Source organism: Neobacillus sp. plas4 (assembly GCF_057221695.1).
This window is the reverse complement of record NZ_CM170152.1, coordinates 5773250-5795689: the sequence shown is the minus strand read 5'-3', so window position 1 is coordinate 5795689 and position 22440 is coordinate 5773250. Positions and strand designations below refer to the sequence as shown.

Here is a 22440-nt window from a genome sequence, read left to right as displayed (position 1 = left end):
TGATCTGAAGTGACCCCTAAAAGTTAGCATAGGTAATTATAATTAAGGAGCTACTAAGGTTTGAGTACGGTATTTCATCGGACTCAAACCTTTTTATTGTATCTTGATTTGTTTCCTATGTAAGCCCAAATTAAAAACGCCCGCAGCACCTCCTGGTATGATCAACATATCAATTTAAGGAAGAACTTTTATATACCAAAACAAAAACTTACCAATGTCCCCGTAACGTTACATACTGAAAACGAAGATACTTTTCCCCCAAAAAAACAGTAGGGTATTCCTCAAATCCTACTTGCACGATCAAAACCGGCAACATTGAAATTTCCTTCATCAACGGCGTAGATGAGCAAATCATCCAAACTTTTATGAGGGAACTGAAAAATGGTTGAAACACGATTGTACATGTATAAGTTTGAGGGGGATGTATGTATAAACATACTTTAGTATTATCATAATAGATATTTTTGAAAGAACAAAATTTTTGAATAATTAGTCGGGCATGCAGGGGTATTTTAGCTGCTATGTCGAATTTTATTTACCAAATTATGCATAATACTGTTATTTTCTGTTTTCGTATATTAATATATTAAAAGGATAAAAGATATAGAGAGGAGTCACCAATGAAGAAACTTACAACAATTTTTGTAATCGGCATGCTGCTTCTTGGATTAATGCCAATGAGAATGGAAGCCGCTGGAGGTATGGTAGAACCAGAGTTACAAGTGAAACTTGTAAACTATTTGGGTAACAAGACTAGTGTTTCCCTACGTGTATCGGGAAGTTACTCACTGGATGGTACCTCGACCAAACTATCTAGTACAAAGACCTACAGTCTAAAGGCAGAGCAGTCAAACATAAGTCTTTATGATGGAAATATAAGAGTCATTACGGATGATAGTATTTCGATTACACCGGATAATGGTCAAAATCGTGCTTTTATCAATGACCGTGAATATTATGGGAGTTTCAATTTTATTGTTGAAAATGGATACGTTCGACCGATAAATAAGATTTATTTAGAGGATTATTTAAAGTCTGTCGTACCGCTTGAAATGTATGCATCCTGGGACAAGGAAGCTTTGAAGGTTCAGGCTGTTGCAGCGAGAACATATGCTTATTTTCGTTTAGGTAAGGTTATTAATGATACGACTTCGTATCAGGTATATGGCGGGGCTAGTGAATTACATCCTAATTCTACAGCAGCTGTAGAAGAAACAGCCGGCGAAATCATTACGTATAATGGGCGTGCGATCGACGCATTGTTTTCTGCTTCGAATGGAGGGATGTCAGAGAATAACTATAATGAATTTGGCAGCCCAGCACTACCATATTTTCCGATTCAAAAAGATGATTATGATAAAAAAGTAGCGTGGAACGTTAGCATTCAGAAACAGCAAATTAATTTGCTAGGATTAGATCTCAAAAACCCAGATTCGTGGTGGAATAGTACGTTTGAGAAAGATGGAAATTTCACTTCCAAAATTAAAACATGGCTTTATGAAAATGGTTATAGTAATAAACAAATTAAAATTGTTTCGATTACGAAACTAGCATTCTATGACAAAACAGAAAGTGGTCGGGTTTCAAGAGGAAATCTAGAATTTCAGTTTCTAGTGAAAGACAAGTTTGATTCGACAGGAAAGCTTGTGCTTCAAAATGGAGCTATTACCAATGTCATTGCTGATAAGATCCGTTCTTATATTGGGACGAGTGTCATGAAGAGCAACTTAATTACCGCAACGAACGAAACCAGTACGGCCTTTTCGTTTGCTGGCTTAGGATACGGTCATGGAGTCGGAATGAGCCAGCACGGAGCGAATAATCGAGTGGAGGCTGGATATAACTATAAGCAAGTTTTATCTTTTTATTATCCAGGCACCACATTGGTCAAACAATATGAATTACACGAAGAGAACACCGCTTCACCACTTCAAATCACTAGTGTAACTTCTAACTCTCAGGATTCATGGATTGGCACACCAATCACCTGGACAGTTGATGGAGCAGGGACAGGAGTACAGTATGCATGGTATGTGTATAACGGATCTACAAGGGTCGATATAATTTGGTATTCGAGCAGCAAGACGTTAAGTTGGACCCCAAGAGAAGCAGGAGAATATAAGGTAACAGTTTTTGCAAAGGATAGTAGTGGAAGGAGTGTCTCAAAAAATTCTGCTGTTATTAAGGTGGCTTCACCAATCAACAGCGTAAGTTCGAATGTTCAGGATACATCAACGGTGGGCACACCGATCACTTGGACGGTAGATGGAGCAGGAACAGGAGTACAGTATGCATGGTATGTGTATAACGGTTCTACAAGGGTCGATGTCATTTGGTATTCAAGCAGCAAGACGTTAAGTTGGACCCCAAGAGAAGCAGGAGAATATAAGGTGACGGTTTTTGCAAAGGATAGTAGTGGAAGAAACGTCTCGAAAAATTCAGCAGTCATTAAGGTGACTTCTCCACTCAAAATCAACAGCATAAATGCGAATGTACAGACATCAAAGGTGGGAACTCCAATAAACTGGACGGTTGATGGAGAAGGAGCAGGAGTAAGGTATGCATGGTATGTGTATAACGGAACAACAAGAGTCCATACCATCTGGTATTCAAGCAGTGAGACGTTAGGATGGACTCCAAGCGAATTAGGAAATTATTGGGTAAGGGTTTTTGCGATGGATAGTAGTGGTAGTAGGATTTCAAAAGATTCAACGCAAATAAATGTTACAAATAATTAAGCTTTTTTATTTTAGGCGCAGATAATAAATCTGCGCTTTTTGTCATTCTCAAAAAGATATTAACCAATATAAACAATCCTGTACTCGACAAGATTTTTCTAGTTTCTTATCCAACTTAAAAATCCAGCAAAGAAGGTTTGAGTGAGATGTATTTAACAACATAGTTCAGTTGAATCACTAGTCTCTAATGGATCTTCTTCCGGCCAAAGGAACGCTGGCGATTCTTATATTTGATAACAGAAAAGGCAGCCGAAACTTCAGCCGCTCTAGTTCCCATTATTAGTAGTTTCTAAACTCGACAATGCCTTTATTTCTTAAACTATATAAAACCTTTTCGCCGCACTTCAGATTAAAGTGACACCAGTCAGTTTTGTGCGGTTGTTTGCTCTAGTTCAAGTTGTGCTTTCAATTCATTTTGAACCCTTAGTTGCTCATCTTGTGGAATTTGAAGATAGTAAATACCGTCAATTTTTGTGCCAGATCCGGTTATTTTCATTTGTTCAATGTTATTTGCGGCATTTTTATAGTTCTTTTGTATATCTACCATCTGATCAAATGTAAGGTTTGTTTTAATATTGGTTCCGATTGCGTTAAAGATTTGAGGGAAGTTTGTTAGGCTTGAAAGACTTGCCCCTTCTTTAATAACAGCCTGGATTACTTGGCGCTGTCTTGTATTACGGCCAAAGTCTCCCTGAGGATCTTTTTTACGCATTCTAACGTACGGTAAAGCTTCCTCACCAGTTAAGGTAATTTGACCAATAGGGAAATGGACTTTATCTTGAGTAAATTCAAGATTGTTCGTAACGGTAACTCCGCCAACCGCATTTACAATATCTTTAAACCCTTCCATATTTACCTTCATATAATAATCAATAGGGATATCAAGGAAGTTTTCAACCGTGTCCATCGCCATTTCAACGCCGCCGAAGGCATGTGCATGGTTGATTTTATCTTGAAACCCTTTACCAACAATTTCAGTGCGTGTATCACGTGGAATGCTAAGCAATTTTGCAGAATTGGTATTAGGGTTTACCGTAAGAACCATAATCGTATCGGTACGGCCTTTATCACTTTTCGTATCGACACCGAGTAATAATACAGAGAATGGATCCGCGTCTTCTTCTACCAAGGTTACGGGTTCAGGTCTTTTTTCTGATTGTTTACGTTCAATAGGCTCGTGCATTGTTTCAACAGTCTTTTTTAGGGAATTATATACAGTAAAACCATAAGCTCCTGCTCCTATTAGTAGGACGAGGAGTATGATACCAGTGACCTTAAGCCATTTTTTGCCTTTTTTATTTTTTGATCGCATCGTTTTTCCTCCGAAATTTTTACAAATTTTGACCACAACAGATAGAATACCAAAAAAATAGGAAAATAGATAGAAGAAACTTGTGGATAAAATATGGAATAATGATACTCTAATAGAGCACAGAATATGTAGTAATTTCTGCTAACCAACTACAAGATGCCTTAAATTATACTATTTTTCCACAAAATAGGACTGGAAATGTATTTACATTTAACTAGTAATTTATTAAAATACTATAATTAGAGTGAAATTAAGGGGGGCAATAAAAGGTGACACCTAAAGTTAAGAGTGAAAGCTCGAAACAAGCCGATTTTTCAAAGCTATTAATGAAAGCTTATGAAAAGGGCTTGAATGAAAGTGAACTAACCCTTGAAGAGATCATTGAAGATTTGAAAGCTGATTTGAAGAACATGATGATAAATTAATCATTACTTCCTTAATTATAAATATAGAAGACTAGCGATATTCATTAAGGTTGTACTATATTCGAGTACAACCTTTATTATCTAATCATCAGTTAAGTTCAACTGTTCTTCGATGTACTCCTTCAATTCTAACTTTATATCTTCGAATGATTCATCCAGAAGTTCCCCAACAATCTTGCTTCCAGGAATATTTTTTGAAATAGGCAAACCTAAGAAATAGCGGTCACATTCCCAAATGTTAATCATATACAAATCAAGAAGGTCGCCATTTTCGTCACAAATTGCAATGAAAATAGAAGAACTGTATCTAGGTTGAAAAGGGTTATTTCCCTTTCTGTCAAACCCAGCATCAAAATCTAAACCTTTCTTTGCGAAGACAGGTTTATTTTCATTCAGTAGTTTCTCAATTAAGTCTTTTAAAGCTGCTTCGATATTTTCAATCATTTTTTTTAACTCTAATGAGAAATCTTTATCTACATATTTCATCCATTACCCCCCTAGTAGTATTTATTATTAAATTCGTTCTTATATGGAGATTCCCTGTCGATTGTCCGCTATTTATTGTGACAAATTTAATAAAAATAGAAAAAACATCGTCTCTAAAACGATGCTTTTTCGGATGTTATTTTATATTCTTTTATTAAAATTGTCCCTCAGAAGAGAACCCGTTTGCAACATCGTTAGTCTTCTTAATTATTAACAAAATATTCGACAAGAGCCTGTGCCCAAACTTGATTGCCCCTCTCATTCGGACCGTTTTGTCCTTCCGTTAAGTAATCCTTAATTACCTGATTGTCGGTTGCCGGCCAGGCTGTCCAATGATCGAGATAGGTTAGATTGTTTTCCTCTGCATATTCCCTTAACGCTTCTATCTGCACGGCGTAATATTTTGGAAGATAGATGGGGTATGAAGGCTGCAGAATGAGAGTTGTGTTTTGATTTTCTGCTTTCACAGCTTCAATCAAGGTCGATAGGTTGGCTAGTGTCTCCTCAATTTTTAGCTTGCCGTTATCATTTAATAGAAACGGTTCGATGACCACAAGATCTGCCTTTTCTGCAGCTAGCTCTAGATGTTTGGATTCAGTTATTAAATTGGTTGATGTGGAACCATATGTATGCTGTACAGTTTTAATCCTTTCACTCCCAAAGCTATCCGTTAAACTTTGTGTAATACTTTGTTGCCATTGACTGGAAGTAGAACCAACAAGTAGAATTTTAAAAGGCTTTTCTTCCTCCAGTGCTACCTGAAGTTGCGCTTTTGCAGTTTCCGGCCAATTTGCTGCCAGACTCATGTATGGTCCTATATCGATAACATTACTATCCTGTGTAACAGGTCCATCTGCCTTTACAGCAGAGGTCTTATGATTCCATTGAACATGGCTAAACGCTAGCACGCCTACACATATGATTACCCAAATGGCCGTGAGAAAATACTTCATTCCTTTACCCCCATTTCTTTTTTACTATTATTATAGCAAAGACTCGACAAAAGAAAATTATTCCAGTTACAAATAAACTACAAATAGAATCAAAAAACATGGTATTATTGTATAGGTAATTGACAAATATCTACAGGTATTTGCAACAAAGTAGTAAAAATGAACTATAAAATAAGCAAAATGAATCACAAAACAGAATTGGTGAAAATATATATCCAACATTCGACAAATATCTACAAGTGGCGACAACCATTCATGTTATAATACTCTTATTTTGATTCAACATATACAGGAGGACATTATGGAAGAAACAATTAGTTTAAAAGAATTATTAGCGACGTTAAAAAAGCGGCTCGTTATGATTATACTCATTACGATGACAGCTGGATTAGCCAGCGGAGTCATTAGTTACTTTTTTCTTACCCCAATCTATCAGGCTTCGACACAAATACTCGTCAACCAGGAAAAGAATGAACTATCATTCTACAGTCCAGGTGAAGTTCAAACCAACCTACAATTAATTAGCACCTATAATGAAATCATGAAAAGCTCTCGTATCCTTGATAAGGTAATCGTCCAACTGGGTCTTGAAACGACTTCAGGTGAGCTAGGTGGAAAAATTACGGTAGCAAGTCAAAAGGACTCGCAGCTTGTCAATGTATCAGTCCAGGATCCTGATCCTAAATTGGCAGTGGATATAGCAAATAAAACGGTAGAAGTGTTCCAAAAGGAAATTGTCACGATCATGAACGTGGATAATGTTAGTATTCTTGCACCAGCTGCGGTTACCGATAATCAAGCACCAATTAAGCCTCAGCCTTTATTAAATGTAGCGATAGCACTTGTGGTCGGCTTAATGGCAGCAGTTGGCTTGGCATTCTTACTTGAATACTTTGATAGCACGATTAAAAACGAACAAGATATTGAAAAAATTCTAGAACTTCCTATTTTAGGAGTCATTGCCCAAATTGATGATCAAAAAATGGAAGAACTGAAGAAGAAGAAAGCAGCGGGAAGTAGAGCAGCAGGAAGAGGTGAGAACTATAATGTTTAAGCGAAATAAGAAATCAAAATCAATAGACCCTAGTCGAAAGCTGATTGCTACACTTGATCCCAAGTCGCCGATTTCGGAGCAATATAGAACGATTCGGACGAATATCCAATATTCATCCGTGGATGAAGAACTTAAAACGATTATGGTTTCTTCCTCTGGTCCAGCAGAAGGGAAATCCACAACAGCTGCAAACCTAGCAGTCGTTTTTTCTCAGCTTGGAAAAAAAGTATTACTAGTTGATGCCGATCTTCGTAAGCCAACGGTTCATCGAACGTTTGCTGTCAATAACCTATTTGGATTTACGACCGTGCTGACGAAGCAAGCGACACTTGCGAACACAGTTCTTGAAACGGAAGAGAAGGATTTATATATATTAACGAGCGGCCCGATTCCTCCAAATCCGGCAGAGCTTCTAAGTTCAAAGTCAATGGAACAGTTTATTGAAGAGGCAAAAGAGCAATTTGATTATGTCATTTTCGATACACCGCCATTATTAGCAGTAGCGGACCCGCAAATTCTTGCCAATAAAGTAGATGGTTCGATTTTAGTTGTCTATAGCGGAAAAACAGAGATTGACCAAGCAAAAAAAGCAAAGGAATTGCTAATGAATGCTCAAAGCAAATTGGTAGGGGTCGTATTAAACCATAAAGAAATGAAAGATAACGACTATTACTATTATTATGGTACGAAATAACTAAAATACGACAAATTCACCCCCTTTACCTAGTGGTTCGACGGTGGTACCATGAATATTGTCGTATGAAATTTACAGTGAAATGGAAAGGGATGTGCTGAAATGATTGATTTACATTGTCATATATTGCCAGGTATCGATGATGGGGCACAATCTCTTTCTGATAGCATTAACATGGCACGGAGAGCACTTGACCAAGGGATTCATACGATTGTGGCGACACCGCATCATATGAATAACTCCTATGAAAATCCCAAACATCAAATAGTTGATAGAGTGGAAGAATTAAACACAGCCTTACAAAAGGAAAATATTAGTGTGAAGATCCTGCCGGGGCAGGAGGTACGGGTGCATGGCGAGATGCTAGAAGGATACATGGCAGGAGAAATTCTCCCAGTTAACCATACTCCTTATGTATTAGTAGAATTCCCTTCCAACCATGTCCCAAGATATACAGAAAAGTTGTTCTATGATCTGCAAATGAATGGTCTGATACCCGTAATCGTTCATCCAGAACGAAATCGAGAGATCATGGAACGTTCAGAACTACTCTACCAATTGGTGAAAAAGGGGGCTTTAACACAAATCACCGCCTCTAGTATTTGTGGTGACTTTGGAAAAAAGATTAAGAACTTTTCTCTGCAATTAATAGAAGCAAACCTAACCCATTTCATTGCTTCAGATGCGCACAACCTCACAAATCGAACGTTTAAAATGAGAGAGGCATTTGGCGTGTTGGAACAAAAGTACGGGAATGAAATGGTTTATTACTTTGAGGACAATGCACACCTTGTGGTGGAAGGAAAAGCAGTCTACAAGGAAGATCCAGAACCTATCAAAAAGAAAAAGTTATTTTATTTATTTTAAATTCTATTAAGCCAATAAGATTATTTAACTAAACAATATATCTTTCAGGCTTAAAACCTGAACGGCGAGGCTTCCCTGTCCGTTATCCATGGAAGCACTCGATCATGCTGTGGGAGGGATGGTTTCCAGCCTTAGACGCATGTCGTCAAAAGCATGATGTGAGGATGGGTTAGATGCCCGATTTAAAAAAATAACCAATAAATACCTAATGAAAGGATAAGCTTGGTAAACGCTTGCATTTCCATTAGGTATTTATTTTTTTAAAAAATTATTTAGATAAACGAAAGAAAAATATAGAGGGGGAACAAAAAGTGAAACGAGTGAGAAAAGCAATTATCCCTGCAGCAGGATTAGGGACGAGATTTTTACCAGCAACAAAAGCAATGCCAAAGGAGATATTACCGATCGTAGATAAGCCGACTATTCAATACATAGTGGAAGAAGCCGTTGCTTCGGGTATTGAGGACATCATTATTGTTACAGGTAAAGGGAAACGAGCGATTGAAGATCATTTTGACAATGCGATGGAGCTTGAACAGAATCTAATCGAAAAAGAGAAATTTGATTTATTAGACAAAGTAAAATATGCTACCAATCTAGCTGACATCCACTATATCCGTCAAAAGGAGCCAAAAGGACTGGGACATGCCGTTTGGTGTGCGAGAAACTTCATTGGCAATGAACCGTTTGCGGTACTACTTGGCGATGATATCGTTCAAAGTGAAACACCATGCTTAAAACAATTAATCAATCAATATGAAGATACATTCTCTTCAGTAATTGGTGTTCAAACAGTACCAGATAATGAAACACATCGATATGGAATTATTGATCCGTCAAGTCAAGAAGGACGTCGTTACCAAGTTAGTAACTTTGTAGAAAAACCAAAACCAGGTACAGCTCCATCAAACTTAGCCATAATGGGTCGATATATTTTAACACCAGAAATCTTTATGTTCCTTGACCGTCAAGAAAAAGGAGCAGGCGGCGAAATTCAATTAACAGATGCGATTCAAAAATTAAATGAAATTCAAAGAGTGTTTGCCTATGATTTTGAAGGAAAACGTTATGATGTTGGTGAAAAATTTGGTTTTGTAAAAACAACGATTGAATTTGCATTGCAGCACGAAGACCTCCATGATGACATGATAGAGTATTTAAAAAATCTAGTTTCTTCATTAGATAAAGAAAAAGTATTGGTTTAGAAGAAGGAAGGGGTCTAAGGTGTCTAATCTAGCAAATCAAGACGTTGCCTTTATAGATAATAAAAAGACAACAGTTCATGTGAATGACGGAAAGGTATATCTTTTAACAAAAAGATTGATTGATATTATTGGTGCTTCATTCGGAATTTTCTTGTTAGGTCTACTATTTATAGTTATCGGCATTTTAATCAAGATTGAAGACCCTAAAGGAACAATTTTCTTTTCGCAAAAGCGTGTCGGCTTAAATGGAAAAGAATTTAAAATGTATAAGTTCCGTTCTATGGTTTGGAATGCGGAAGAAAAGCTTGCTGAACTCTTAAAATATAATGAAGTAAGCGGTGCGATGTTTAAAATGAAAGACGATCCTCGGATAACGAAGGTAGGGAAGTTCATCCGAAAGACCAGTATTGATGAGCTGCCACAGCTTTTAAATGTTTTAAAAGGAGATATGAGTTTAGTCGGTCCACGTCCGCCACTTCCGAGAGAAGTAGAGCTCTACTCTGAATTTGATAAGCAAAGATTATTTGTAACACCTGGTTGTACAGGTCTTTGGCAGGTAAGCGGTAGAAGTAATGTTAATTTTAAAGAAATGGTAGAGTTGGATTTGAAATATATTACTAAAAGGTCTTTCCTATTTGATATGAAAATAATATTTAAAACTATCATAATAATGTTTGGATCAAAGGATGCCTTTTAATTTACTAAGGAGTTAGCATGAAGATATCTGTTTTAATCCCAACCTTTAAGCGTATTTTTGACTTGAAAATTTGTCTTGAGGGCCTTAATGAACAACTACGACTTCCTGATGAAGTTATTACAATAGTACGAGATATAGATTATGAAACTATAGATTTTATAGAAAATTGCAAATTTAATAAGTTAACTATAAAAAAAACAATTATTAATATTCCAGGTCAGGTTGCAGCGTTAAATCAGGGATTAAAAGTTGCAACTGGAGATATTATTAGCATTATTGATGATGATACTAAACCTAGAAAAAACTGGTTAGCTAATATAGAAAAACACTTTAATTCATCAAAGGATATTGGTGGTGTAGGTGGTCGTGATTGGGTACATTTAGCTGGAGTTGTAGATAAAAGTATTCAAAAGACTGTAGGTAAAGTTCAATGGTTTGGAAGAATAATTGGAAATCATCATCTCGGTTATGGAAGTGCACGAGAGGTCGATGTATTAAAGGGAGCAAATATGAGTTATAGAAGACAGGCAATCGAAGGTAAATACTTTGATGAAAGATTGCTTGGGGAAGGTGCTCAAGTTCATAATGATATGGCATTTAGTTTAAATCTTAAGAAGAACGGATGGAAACTGATTTATGACCCAAAAGTTGAAGTCGATCATTTTCCAGCTCAAAGATTTGATAATGATAAAAGAAATGCTTTTAATGAACAGGCATTCTTTAATTCTGTTTTTAATGAAACTCTTATACTTCTTGAGTACATTAATAACCCCCTAAAAAAATATATTTTTATAATTTGGGCGATATTTATTGGAACAAGTGAAAAACCAGGCTTTTTACAAGTAATACGTAAGGTATTTACTAATCCTAGAATATTGGTAAAAAAGTTTGTTATTAATATTCGAGGGAGATTTTACGTTTTTAATTTAAAAAATAAGAACCAAATATAGTTTGGTTCTTATTTTAGTTAATTAGAGGTGAAAATGTGAGTAGGGAACAATCATTAAATGTTTTCTCTTGGAGGCGGAATCCTAATTTAAATTACATTATTTTCTTTATTTCTTTATTAATAGCTATATTTATTGGAGTTCTAATTACAATATTTGATCCAGATATTTTGGTTCAATTGGTGATAGTAATATTTTTTATAACAATAGGTACAATTCTTGCGTTGTTAAACTCCAAGTATCTTTTAGTCTTTATTTTACTCTCGTGGGCAATTGTTCCTGAAATTAGGAGGATTGTGGATTGGTTAGCAAATGATTATTCTTCGGTTTCATTAATAAGCATAATACCACTTTTAGTAACAAGTACAATCCTCCTAAATCTAAGTAAAAGAACTATTAGTCTAAATTTAGAAAATAAAAAAGTATTAGTGAGTTTTTTATTTGCTATTTTATATGGAGCATTAATTGGGTTTGCTAAGAATAAGTTTTCGGCTATCTACGAATTTCTGAATTATACTATTCCGTTTTTATTGATGATTTATCTTCTCTCTAGAAATATAACAGAACTAAAAAATAGGGATTTTTGGATACGTTCCTTATCGAATATAGCAATATTTGTCGCAATCTATGGTTGGATACAATATTTGTATTTACCTCCATGGGACGTTTTTTGGATAAATCATGTTGAGATGAATTCAATAGGTATTGCGGAACCTATGTCTTTTAGAATATTTTCAACCTTAAATTCACCTGGTCCAAATGCACTGTTTTTGTCAATTGCGGTTATCCCAATGATAATTAACAAAAATTGGAGAGGCATGTTTGGTATTGCTGGTTTAATTATTGTAATTTCAGCGTTAGCAATTACCCTGGTAAGAACCTCTTGGATATTTACTGTAATTGGCATTTTAATTTATCTATTAACAGTTTCTTCAAATAAGAAAAGGATAAAATCAATATCAATAACACTTCTGATTACATTAATAATAATTTTTATGGTACCATTACTTCCTGGTTCTGATAATATTACCAGTAGATTCCAGACTTTTAGTAATTTAGAAGACGATAATTCATTTAATGCACGTTTATCCTTTACAAACGATGTAATATTAGAAGTTTTGAAAAATCCAGTTGGATGGGGTTTAGGAAGTACTGGTGTTGGGACAAAGTTAGAGAATGAAGGTAACTTAGGTGATAGAGGGAATTTTGATAATGGCATTTTGAATGTCTTTTTTACATTTGGATGGATTGGCGCATTTTTCTTTTTTAAAGGTTTTATACAACTTTTTTCATTATCTATAAAAACTATAAAATTAAGAAAAAAAAATGCCATATATGGTCAATTATCACTATCAATTATAGTTGCATTTTTATTTAGTTTGTTAAGTTTTAATAATCTCCCTGGTGTTGGAGGACTATTTATGTGGTTTTTAATATCAATGGTTTTTCTTAATAAATTCGGAAGTGATGAATAATATGAATATAGCTGTAGTTACTCATAAAGTAATAAAAAGTGATGGTCAAGGAAAAGTAAATTATGAAGTTATAAAAAGTGCTTTAAAAAGAGGGCATAGTGTAACTATAGTTTCATCTGAAATCGATGAAGAATTATTAGCTAATGGCAACATTACTTGGTATAAAATAAAAAATTATTTACCAACTGCGATATTAAAATATCAAGTATTTGCTCTATTAAGTTCAATAATATTAATGAAACATAGACAAGAATTTGATGTTTTAGTTGTTAATGGTTTTATAACATGGCTGAAAAGCGATATTAATTGTGTTCATTTTGTCCATAGTTCTTGGGTGAAATCTAAGTATCACCCTTTTGCAATTAACAAAAATCCAAGGACTTTTTACCAATATATCTACAGTGCAGTTAATGCTTTTCTTGAAAAAAAGTCATTTAATAAATCAGTTAAAATCGTGGCTGTTTCTAATAAAGTAAAAGAAGAATTGGTTGAAGCTGGTATTGATAACAATAAAATAGTTGTAATTAATAATGGTGTTGATATAGAAGAATTTTGCCCATCAGTTGAGAAACAAAAGGAAAAAAATTCAGGGGAAATTAAGAATAACAAGACCATGTTTTTTGCGGGGGATCTAAGATCTTCCCGAAAAAATTTAGAAACTGTTCTTAAGTCTATGAGAAAAGTATCAGATGTAAACTTATTTGTTGCGGGTAATGAAAAAGGGAGTCTCTATCCTAAAATGGTAAAGGATTTTGGCTTGCATAACAGAGTGAATTTTTTAGGGTATAGGAGAGACATAGCCAATATCATGAGAGAAGTAGATTTATTTGTTTTCCCTACTAGATATGATCCATTTTCTCTTGTTATTTTAGAAGCAATGGCTTCAGGTACTCCAGTAATTACTTCCTGTGAAGCAGGAGCCTCTAATTTAGTATATTCAAATACTAAAAATGCAGCAGGAATTGTTTTAGATAACCTTGAGGATGAAGAAGAACTTGCAACTGCAATTACTACCATACTAAGTGATTCTGATATTTATAGAGAAATGTCTTTTAATGGTGTTAGAATAGCGAAAGATAACTCATGGGAAAGTATATCAAATAGATACATTGACTTAATGGAAAAAATCGGGATATAAAATTATCAAAGGGATTATAAGAAAATAAAGAAGCTATAGAAATAACTTAATTGTTGCCTGGAGTTTGAAATGATTCTTCATAAGAAATTTCTTTATGTAATTGTATTGAATCAGTAAAAATTATTTAAAACACAATAAATTATAGTAAATGTTATAAGCAAAGTAAGAAGTAAATAGAGAGACTCATTCCTATAAAAATTTGTTTATTTCATTTTGCACAAAATTTAGTATATCAGGGGTAGTTTGTTATAAATATTTTGGTTGTTTAATTGATGCAAGGATATATTTTTGTTGAAAACTTCTCAATATATAGGAAAGTGTTGGTTTAAAAAGAATTTTAATAATGGTTTACGCAAATTTTTCTTAGGCGGTAATGATATGCTTGGAAATTTAAATTTTATAGAAAAAAAGTTAGATAGTGTTTTAAATAATACATTAAAAACACTAATTACAAATATTATTATTGTTATACTAAATTTTGGAACAGGCGTAATTACTGCAAGATATTTAGGCATAGATGGTAGAGGTGAGCAAGCCGCTATGATTATGTGGTCGCAATTATTTGCATACTCAATGACTTTTGGGCTTCCCTCTTCTGTTGTGTTTAATTTAAAGAAAAATAAGGATCATGCTAATTCTATTATATCCTCAATGTTAATTTTATCTGTATTGTTTGGAATATTAGCTATGATAGTTGGGTATTTTCTAATACCAATATTACTTAAAGGTTTTTCAAGTAGTGTTGTTTTGTTTGCTCAATTAGGAATGATTCTTACACCTTTTGCACTTATTAGTGTGGTTATAACTCCAGTACTTAAGGTGAACAATGAATATACGCTATTTAATCGGATTCGATATATTAATCCACTAGTTATAGTTCTTTTATTAGCAAGTTTTATATTTCTAAAAGTCAATAATGCATATACCTTTGCTCTTGCTTACTTGCTTCCTAGTTTACCGATAACTTTCTGGCTATTACAAAAACTGTTTAAAATATATACTTTTAAAGTAGATAATTTAAATGACACCATAAAAAGTCTCCTTTCATATGGAATAAGGGCATATGGAATTGATTTGCTCGGAACAATGTCAAAAAATATTAATCAAGTTATTATAGCAGCATTATTATCTCCAAAATTTCTTGGTATGTATGTTGTATCAATTAGTATATCAGGCATTTTAAATATATTTCAAAATTCAGTGGTGGAAGTACTTTTTCCAAAAACAGCAGGGGAAAAAAAAGAAACAGTAGTTAAAATTTCAGTTCAATCTGCACGAATAAGCACGTTATTAACTGGTTCCTGTGCTCTTATTCTTATTATCTTGGCCCCTTTTTTATTGAATATGTTTTATGGCAAAGAATTTGTTGAAGCAACTACATTATTACGGTTTTTGTTGTTGAGTACTACTGTTTCTTCAACAAGTTGGATATTGTCCCAAACATTTCTTGCTTTAAATCGTCCAGGTATTGTTACAATTCTGCAGTCGCTAGTTTTACTATTAACCATCCCGTTATGTATATTATTAATTCCCTTATTAGGGATAACAGGTGCTGGATTATCAATTTTAATATCAAATTGCATACTGTTAGTAGTAACCATCTTATGTTTTCCTATTATATTAAAAGATAAAATCCCGAATATAATATTTGATATTAAGGATATTTTTTGGATAAGGAAAAAGTTAAATCTTAATAAGTAGTAGAGGGGATATATGTATTTGCATAAGTATTAAATGAAAATTTTAAAGAATTTTAGAGCAAGTACAAGGTGAACTAATATCTAAGGTGTAGAGGTGAAATTGTTGAAAATATTATCAACAGGAATGGGTTGGTTTGATCATATTCCAGGTGGATTAAATAGGTATTTTGCAGACTATATTAACGTTATGTCAGAAATTCATGATATCGAAGGTTTAGTAACTTCGGAAAATAAACAAATCGAATCAAAACTTAACGTAATAAATGTTACAAGAGGAGTAACGAAATCTAGTATTATAAATAGAAATCTTTCTTTTAGGCAAGTAGCTAAGGAAAAGTTTGTAGCTAATAATATAGATGTATTTAATCCTCATTTTGCATTATATGCATCCCTAATTTCAAAAAATATTATTCCTAAGCATGTACCAATAGTTACTCATTTTCATGGACCTTGGGCTCAAGAAGGTATCGCGGAAGATAAAGAAAGAAAAATTTCTGATAGACTCAAGAATGATTTAAAAGCAAGAGTTGAAAATTTATCATATCGAAGGTCTGATAAATTTATCGTACTGAGTACTTACTTCCGGGATATATTATCGAGGGACTATGGAATAAATAAGGATAGGATATATATAGTACCAGGTGCTGTAAATACCGATGTATTTAAGCCTGCAGCTGATAGAAATGATATTAGGAAACGACTAGGGATATCGGAAGAACAAACATTTATTTTTTGTGCTAGAAGATTAATGCGTCGTATGGGTATTGGAAACTTAATAGATGCGATGACTAATGTAATTCAGCAATTTCCAAATACAATATTATATATTGCAGGCCAAGGACCATTAGAAAAAGAACTTAAAAACCAAATAATAATGACAGGATTAGAGCAATCAGTAAAACTAGTAGGTAAGGTTTCTAATGAAGAATTATTAAAATATTATCAGGCGGCAGATCTGTCAATTGTCCCAACTGTGACTTTAGAGGGATTTGGCCTAGTCACAGTAGAATCACTTGCTTGTGGTACCCCTGTATTAGGTACTCCATATGGAGGTACAAAAGAAATACTTGAAGCTTTTGATGAAAAACTTTTGTTTAAGGATAGCACACCAGACGCAATTTCAAATAAAATTATTTCAATTTTAAATAATGATGTTTTAATTCCAAATCGTGATGAATGTAGGGAATTTGTAATGGAAAATTATACATGGAATCATGTGGCTGAATCTGTTAGCAAAATATTTGAAGAAGCAATTAAAGAGAAAATGGATTTGATAAACAAATGAGAGTAGGATTTTATAATCATACAAGTGAAGTTAGTGGTGCGGAAATTAGCTTATTACTTACAGCTAAAAACCTCCCCTTAACAATACCAGTTATTTTTGCACCAAAAGGTGAATTGATTGATAGGGCAAAGGAAGTAAATATTGAAACCGTAGAAGTAAAAAGTTTTAGAGCAAGATTAACAAAGAACCCAGTGCAAATATTGAAAAATATAATTGGCATAATATATGGTGGTATTCAGTTTTCCAGAAGTGTGCAAAAAAACAATATTGATATTATACATGCAAATTCCTTAAGAGCTGGCATAATGGCTTCAATATTCGTTTGGAATCATAAAATTCCTGTAATTTGGCATGTAAGAGATATGCCTCCAAAGGGCATAGTTGGTAAACTTATAGTTTTTCTTGCTCAGCGGACTATTAGGGCCCTAATTGGGATATCGCAGCCTGTTATTGAGGGGATTAGTAGCAATCCTCTAAGGAACAAAACATACTTGATCCATAATGGAGTTGAAATCGTTAAGAAATCGCAATTAGATAAAGAAAATTTACGTAAAAGTATTAGAAAGGAATTTAATACACCAATAAATAGTAAGGTTATTGTTATTATTGGACAAATAGCTCAATGGAAAAGGCAAGAAGATTCTATTAAAGCGCTAAAGGTTATTATTGATAATGGTGAAGATGCCTATTTATGGATTGTAGGGGAAGCAAAGTTTAGAGAAGAAAATATAAGATATAAGGAACTACTAGTTAAATTAATACAAGAGATGAATCTAACTGATCGTGTTTATTTTACTGGATTTCGTAATGATGTAATAGAAATATGTTGTGCATCTGATATTTTACTTCTATGTTCTGATAATGAGCCGTTTGGTCGTGTTATTATTGAAGGAATGTCACAAGGTATTCCTGTAATTGCAACAAATGCCGGAGGAGTACCTGAAATAATCAATAATAAGGTCAATGGACTTTTATATGAGGTTGCCGATATAAAACAACTAAGTAATAATATTATAACTGTACTTCATAATTATGAATTAAGGGAGAATATTATTAAAAATGCAGTAAGCAGTGTAGAGCATTCTTTTACAATTCAAAATACGGCAAAAGAAGTTGAGAAAATTTACCATTTGGTTATATCTAAATAGTTTAAGTAAAGAATATTGGCTAAAAGGATGGTCTTTAGATTGAAAATAGCAATAGTACATGATTGGTTAGTCACGTATGCAGGAGCCGAGAAGGTTTTAGAACAGATGTTAGATGTATATCCAGATGCTGACCTTTTTAGTGTTGTTGATTTTATAGAACCTAAGAATAGAGGATTTCTTAAAAATAAAAATGTCAATACAACATTTATTCAAGGTCTTCCAATGGCAAAAAGAAAATATAGGAATTACTTACCTTTAATGCCCTTTGCCATTGAACAACTTGATTTATCAGAGTATGATATTGTGATCTCTAGTTCGCATGCTGTTGCAAAAGGCGTAATAACTGGACCAGACCAATTGCATATCTCATATGTACATTCACCTATTAGATATGCATGGGATCTTCAGTTTCAATATTTAAAAGAGACAAATTTAACTAAAGGTTTAAAAGGACTTGCAGCTAAATATTTATTATATAAAATGAGAGATTGGGATTATCGAACTGCAAATGGTGTTGATGTTTTTCTATCTAATTCACACTTTATTTCAAGGAGAATTTGGAAAGTTTATCGGCGTGAATCGAAAGTATTGTATCCTCCTGTAGATGTTTCTAGTTTTACAATAAAGAAAGATAAGTCAGATTTTTATATGACTGCCTCCCGAATGGTACCTTATAAGAAGATTGATATAATCGTTGAAGCTTTTAATAAAATGCCTGATAAAGAACTAGTAGTTATTGGTGATGGTCCTGACTTTAATAAAATTAAACAAAAGGCTGGAAAAAACATCAATTTACTTGGGTATCAATCTTTTGATATATTAAAAGAACATATGCAAAGAGCTAAAGCATTTATCTTTGCTGCTGAAGAAGATTTTGGTATTACTCCAGTAGAAGCTCAAGCGTGTGGTACTCCTGTTATTGCATATGGTAAAGGTGGGGCATTAGAAACAGTAAAAGGAATTGATTTTTCGGAACAACCTACAGGGTTGCACTTTTATAATCAATCTGCAGAGTGTATTGTACAAGCTGTTAATCAATTTGAAATGAATCAAGGTTTATTTAATGCAAGTAACTGCCGAGAGAATGCATTGAGGTTCTCAGAAGAGAATTTTAAAGATTCTTTAAGAAATATAATTGAAGAAGAAGTAATTAAAAGAAATAAAATTTATAATGTGAAAATATTTACTTGATGGTTGCTAATGAAAAATAGCAACCTATTTTTTTAATTATTGTTCATTTCCCATTATATAAACATGTTTTAGTCATTCTAATTCAACATTTAATATTGCAATCTATTATTTTTAAAAAATATATTGAATGATAAAAGGTAGTGTTTTTTTACCTTAATTTGTTTTTTGTTGCTTTAAAATAAATTCGGAAAAACGACATAATGGTGGGGGAAATTATAGTGAAATTAGTTTTATTATCAGGAGGATCTGGAAAAAGATTATGGCCACTATCCAATGATGCGAGGTCAAAACAATTTTTAAAAGTATTACGTAATGAAGAGAATGATTTACAGTCTATGGTACAAAGAGTATGGGGACAACTTGAAAAATTAGGATTAACCGAGCACGCTGTTATTGCAACTAGCAAAACCCAAGTAGAAATGATTCAGAATCAGATTGGAAAAAATATTTCAATTATTGAGGAACCTGAAAGAAGAGATACATTCCCAGCAATAGCACTAGCAGTATCTTATTTATTTTCTAGTGGGAATATAGACATTGATGAAATTGTTGGTGTTTTACCAGTTGATTCATTTGTAGAGGATAAATTTTTTGCTAGGTTACTTGATTTAGGAGATATTCTAAAAGCTACGAGTGCTGAATTGGCTTTAGTGGGAGTGCAACCAACTTTTCCATCAGAAAAATATGGATACATCGTACCTAGTGTTTCAAATACAACTGACGGTGTATTAAAAGTAAGTCACTTTAAAGAGAAGCCAAAAATGGATGAAGCAAAAATATTATTAGACCAAGGTGCACTTTGGAACTGTGGTGTATTTGCATTTAAAATTAGTAAAATTATATCAATATTAGAAGAGATGGGACTTCCAACAAATTATGGAGAACTATCGCAAAATTATAGGCTCCTACCTAAAATAAGCTTTGATTACAAAGTTGTTGAAAAAACAGATAATATTATTGCTCTGACTTACGATGGTGGTTGGAAGGATTTAGGCACGTGGAATACATTAACGGAAGAGATGGGAACGAACATTCTCGGTAAAGCTAATATGAGTAAGGATTCTAATAATACACATATCATTAATGAATTAGATATTCCCATATCTGTCTTAGGATTATCAAATATACTCGTTGCTGCAAGTCCCGATGGAATTTTAGTAACTGACAAGGATGCCAGTCCTCGTGTAAAGGAATTAGTTGAGGGATTAGAGCAACGGCCAATGTATGAAGAACGACGTTGGGGTTGGTATCGAGTCCTTGAACATACTAAATATGAGGATAAGACAGAAGTATTAACAAAACGTATAAATATTTCAGCTGGGAAGAATTTAAGTTATCAATACCATAACCATCGCCAAGAGGTATGGACTATAGTAAAAGGAGAAGGAGTTCTTCTTTTAAATGATGATTTCAAAGTTATTAAGCCAGGTGACGTAGTAGAAATTCCAATTGGGATGAGGCATGCTGTAAAGGCGGTAACTGATTTGGAGTTTATTGAAGTGCAGACTGGAACTCAATTAGTGGAGGAAGATAATCACCGTATTCTTTTAAGTTGGGATGAAATTGAAGAAAGTATATATATACCGTGAACTAGGAGTTAGTTAATAAGTATATTTAATATTAATCTCACTATAAATATTTTAAAGGTGGAATCAAAGTGAAAATTGCTGTAGCAGGAACAGGATATGTAGGTTTAGTAACAGGTGTTTGTCTTGCAGAAAAAGGGCATTCAGTTACATGCGTAGACATTGATGAAAACAAAGTTGAATTAATGAAGTCAGGGATTTCACCGATTTATGAGCCAGATCTAGAAGAACTAATGGTAAGTAATTTAGATAAACTAAACTTTACAACAGACTACAAAGAGGCTTATAGATTTGCAGATGTTATATTTATAGGTGTTGGAACACCGGAAAAGCAAGATGGATCAGCAAATTTAAATTATGTGTATTCAGTTGCGAATCAGATTGCTCAAAGTATTGAGAAAAATTGTGTTGTGGTTGTTAAATCAACTGTACCAATTGGTACAAATGATAAGATTGAATCTATTATTAAAAACAATTTAGTCCACGAAGTAAATGTATATATTGCTTCTAATCCGGAATTTTTAGCACAAGGAACAGCTGTAAAAGATACACTACACCCTTCAAGAATCGTTATTGGTGTTGAAGAGAAAATTCCTGGGGAGATATTAACAGAAGTATATAAAGATTTTGATGCTCCTGTAGTAGTTACAAATAGGAAAAGTGCTGAAATGATTAAATATGCATCTAATGATTTTCTTGCGTTAAAAATTTCTTTTATCAATGAAATTGCTAATTTATGCGAAATCATTGGTGCTGATGTAGAAGATGTAGCTTTTGGAATGGGATTTGACAGTCGAATTGGGAATAGATTTTTAAATGCAGGTATTGGTTATGGAGGATCATGCTTCCCTAAAGATACTAAAGCACTTCACTGGTTAGCTAATTTCCATGACTATGAATTAAAAACAATAAAGGCCGCAATAGATGTTAATGAAAACCAAAAGTTAAAATTATTTAAGAAATCCCGTAAATATTATGATAGTTTAGAAGGACTTAATGTAGCAGTATTAGGATTAACCTTTAAGCCAGGTACCGATGATTTGAGGGAAGCACCATCACTAATCAATATACCTTTAATGATTGAAGATGGTGCAAATGTAAAAGCATGGGATCCTGTTGGAGTTAATAACTTTAAGAAAAAGTTATCTGAGGAGATCACCTATTGTAGCAATATTGAAGATGCTATTAAAGACGCGGATATTTGTTTCATTTTTACCGAGTGGGATGAAGTCAAAGAATTTAAAATATCAAATTATAGTAAACTAATGAAAACTCCTATTGTACTAGATGGAAGAAATTGTTACGATTTATCAAGTGTTAAAGAGACAAATATGATATATGATTCAATAGGTAGAGAAACTATTAAAAATTTTGAGGTTATTTTTGTATAGAATTTATTTAAACAGATTTCAAATACAGTTGGAATCTGTTTTTATGTTTGTCCTGCATTGATATAACTAAGATTGAGAGTATCCCATATTAGGATCATGAAAATGAGGCTTACTTTTAAGAGAAGTCTTTGCCTGTTTTTATCAAAGA

19 protein-coding genes are annotated in these 22440 nt (G+C 33.5%); 16 read left to right on the top strand and 3 right to left on the bottom strand.

Features of this window, described 5'->3' with window-relative positions:
* The first annotated feature begins 620 nt into the window (after positions 1–620).
* Positions 621–2738 carry a SpoIID/LytB domain-containing protein gene (locus tag AC2TFD_RS28825; RefSeq protein ID WP_484674565.1) on the top strand — a complete coding sequence of 706 codons (2118 nt, stop codon included), beginning with the start codon at positions 621–623 and terminating at the stop codon, positions 2736–2738.
* A gap of 364 nt (positions 2739–3102) precedes the next feature.
* Here AC2TFD_RS28825 and tagU read toward each other — a convergent pair whose 3' ends face one another.
* Positions 3103–4050: a polyisoprenyl-teichoic acid--peptidoglycan teichoic acid transferase TagU gene (tagU, locus tag AC2TFD_RS28820; RefSeq protein ID WP_484674564.1), complete on the bottom strand. Its 948-nt coding sequence runs from the start codon at positions 4048–4050 to the stop codon at positions 3103–3105.
* A 269-nt stretch (positions 4051–4319) separates the two neighbouring features.
* Between tagU and AC2TFD_RS28815 the strand changes: the two genes are divergently transcribed.
* On the top strand, positions 4320–4475 hold the full coding sequence (locus tag AC2TFD_RS28815) for a YwzD family small protein (RefSeq protein WP_484674563.1): 156 nt from the start codon (positions 4320–4322) through the stop codon (positions 4473–4475).
* A gap of 81 nt (positions 4476–4556) precedes the next feature.
* Here the strand turns inward: AC2TFD_RS28815 and AC2TFD_RS28810 are convergent, their stop codons facing one another.
* Together AC2TFD_RS28810 and AC2TFD_RS28805 are read right to left on the bottom strand one after the other, a co-directional pair.
* On the bottom strand, positions 4557–4961 hold the full coding sequence (locus tag AC2TFD_RS28810; RefSeq protein WP_484674562.1) for a hypothetical protein: 405 nt from the start codon (positions 4959–4961) through the stop codon (positions 4557–4559).
* A gap of 203 nt (positions 4962–5164) precedes the next feature.
* Positions 5165–5914, bottom strand: a complete 750-nt coding sequence (locus AC2TFD_RS28805; RefSeq protein ID WP_484674561.1) for an SGNH/GDSL hydrolase family protein — start codon at positions 5912–5914, stop codon at positions 5165–5167.
* 301 nt (positions 5915–6215) lie between these two features.
* Between AC2TFD_RS28805 and AC2TFD_RS28800 the strand changes: the two genes are divergently transcribed.
* From AC2TFD_RS28800 to AC2TFD_RS28735, 14 genes are all read left to right on the top strand, one after another.
* Positions 6216–6968 (top strand): YveK family protein, encoded by a 753-nt coding sequence (locus AC2TFD_RS28800; RefSeq protein ID WP_484674560.1) that lies wholly within the window; start codon positions 6216–6218, stop codon positions 6966–6968.
* Positions 6961–7662 carry a CpsD/CapB family tyrosine-protein kinase gene (locus tag AC2TFD_RS28795; protein ID WP_484674559.1) on the top strand — a complete coding sequence of 234 codons (702 nt, stop codon included), beginning with the start codon at positions 6961–6963 and terminating at the stop codon, positions 7660–7662. The genes AC2TFD_RS28800 and AC2TFD_RS28795 overlap by 8 nt, the downstream gene beginning before the upstream one ends.
* A 102-nt stretch (positions 7663–7764) precedes the next feature.
* Positions 7765–8529 carry a tyrosine-protein phosphatase gene (locus AC2TFD_RS28790; RefSeq protein WP_484674558.1) on the top strand — a complete coding sequence of 255 codons (765 nt, stop codon included), beginning with the start codon at positions 7765–7767 and terminating at the stop codon, positions 8527–8529.
* A gap of 311 nt (positions 8530–8840) precedes the next feature.
* Positions 8841–9734 (top strand): UTP--glucose-1-phosphate uridylyltransferase GalU, encoded by an 894-nt coding sequence (gene galU / locus AC2TFD_RS28785; protein WP_484674557.1) that lies wholly within the window; start codon positions 8841–8843, stop codon positions 9732–9734.
* 19 nt (positions 9735–9753) lie between these two features.
* Positions 9754–10431: a sugar transferase gene (locus tag AC2TFD_RS28780; RefSeq protein ID WP_484674556.1), complete on the top strand. Its 678-nt coding sequence runs from the start codon at positions 9754–9756 to the stop codon at positions 10429–10431.
* Positions 10432–10448: 17 nt separating this feature from the next.
* Positions 10449–11381, top strand: coding sequence for a glycosyltransferase family 2 protein (locus AC2TFD_RS28775; protein ID WP_484674555.1), 933 nt, complete (start codon positions 10449–10451; stop codon positions 11379–11381).
* Between the two features lie 35 nt (positions 11382–11416).
* The gene (locus tag AC2TFD_RS28770; RefSeq protein ID WP_484674554.1) at positions 11417–12853 is read left to right on the top strand and encodes an O-antigen ligase family protein; all 1437 of its coding nucleotides are present in this window, start codon (positions 11417–11419) and stop codon (positions 12851–12853) included.
* Position 12854: 1 nt separating this feature from the next.
* Positions 12855–13991, top strand: coding sequence for a glycosyltransferase family 4 protein (locus AC2TFD_RS28765; RefSeq protein ID WP_484674553.1), 1137 nt, complete (start codon positions 12855–12857; stop codon positions 13989–13991).
* A 291-nt stretch (positions 13992–14282) separates the two neighbouring features.
* Positions 14283–15692, top strand: coding sequence for a lipopolysaccharide biosynthesis protein (locus AC2TFD_RS28760; RefSeq protein ID WP_484674552.1), 1410 nt, complete (start codon positions 14283–14285; stop codon positions 15690–15692).
* Positions 15693–15794: 102 nt separating this feature from the next.
* Positions 15795–16976 (top strand): glycosyltransferase family 4 protein, encoded by a 1182-nt coding sequence (locus AC2TFD_RS28755; protein WP_484674551.1) that lies wholly within the window; start codon positions 15795–15797, stop codon positions 16974–16976.
* Positions 16973–18124 (top strand): glycosyltransferase family 4 protein, encoded by a 1152-nt coding sequence (locus tag AC2TFD_RS28750; RefSeq protein WP_484674550.1) that lies wholly within the window; start codon positions 16973–16975, stop codon positions 18122–18124. The genes AC2TFD_RS28755 and AC2TFD_RS28750 overlap by 4 nt, the downstream gene beginning before the upstream one ends.
* Before the next feature lie 39 nt (positions 18125–18163).
* Positions 18164–19315, top strand: coding sequence for a glycosyltransferase family 4 protein (locus AC2TFD_RS28745; RefSeq protein WP_484674549.1), 1152 nt, complete (start codon positions 18164–18166; stop codon positions 19313–19315).
* A gap of 218 nt (positions 19316–19533) precedes the next feature.
* Entirely contained in the window at positions 19534–20904 is a 1371-nt protein-coding gene (locus tag AC2TFD_RS28740; protein ID WP_484674548.1) for a sugar phosphate nucleotidyltransferase, read from the top strand.
* Positions 20905–20972: 68 nt separating this feature from the next.
* Positions 20973–22292 (top strand): UDP-glucose dehydrogenase family protein, encoded by a 1320-nt coding sequence (locus AC2TFD_RS28735; protein WP_484674547.1) that lies wholly within the window; start codon positions 20973–20975, stop codon positions 22290–22292.
* The last annotated feature ends 148 nt before the right edge of the window (positions 22293–22440 follow it).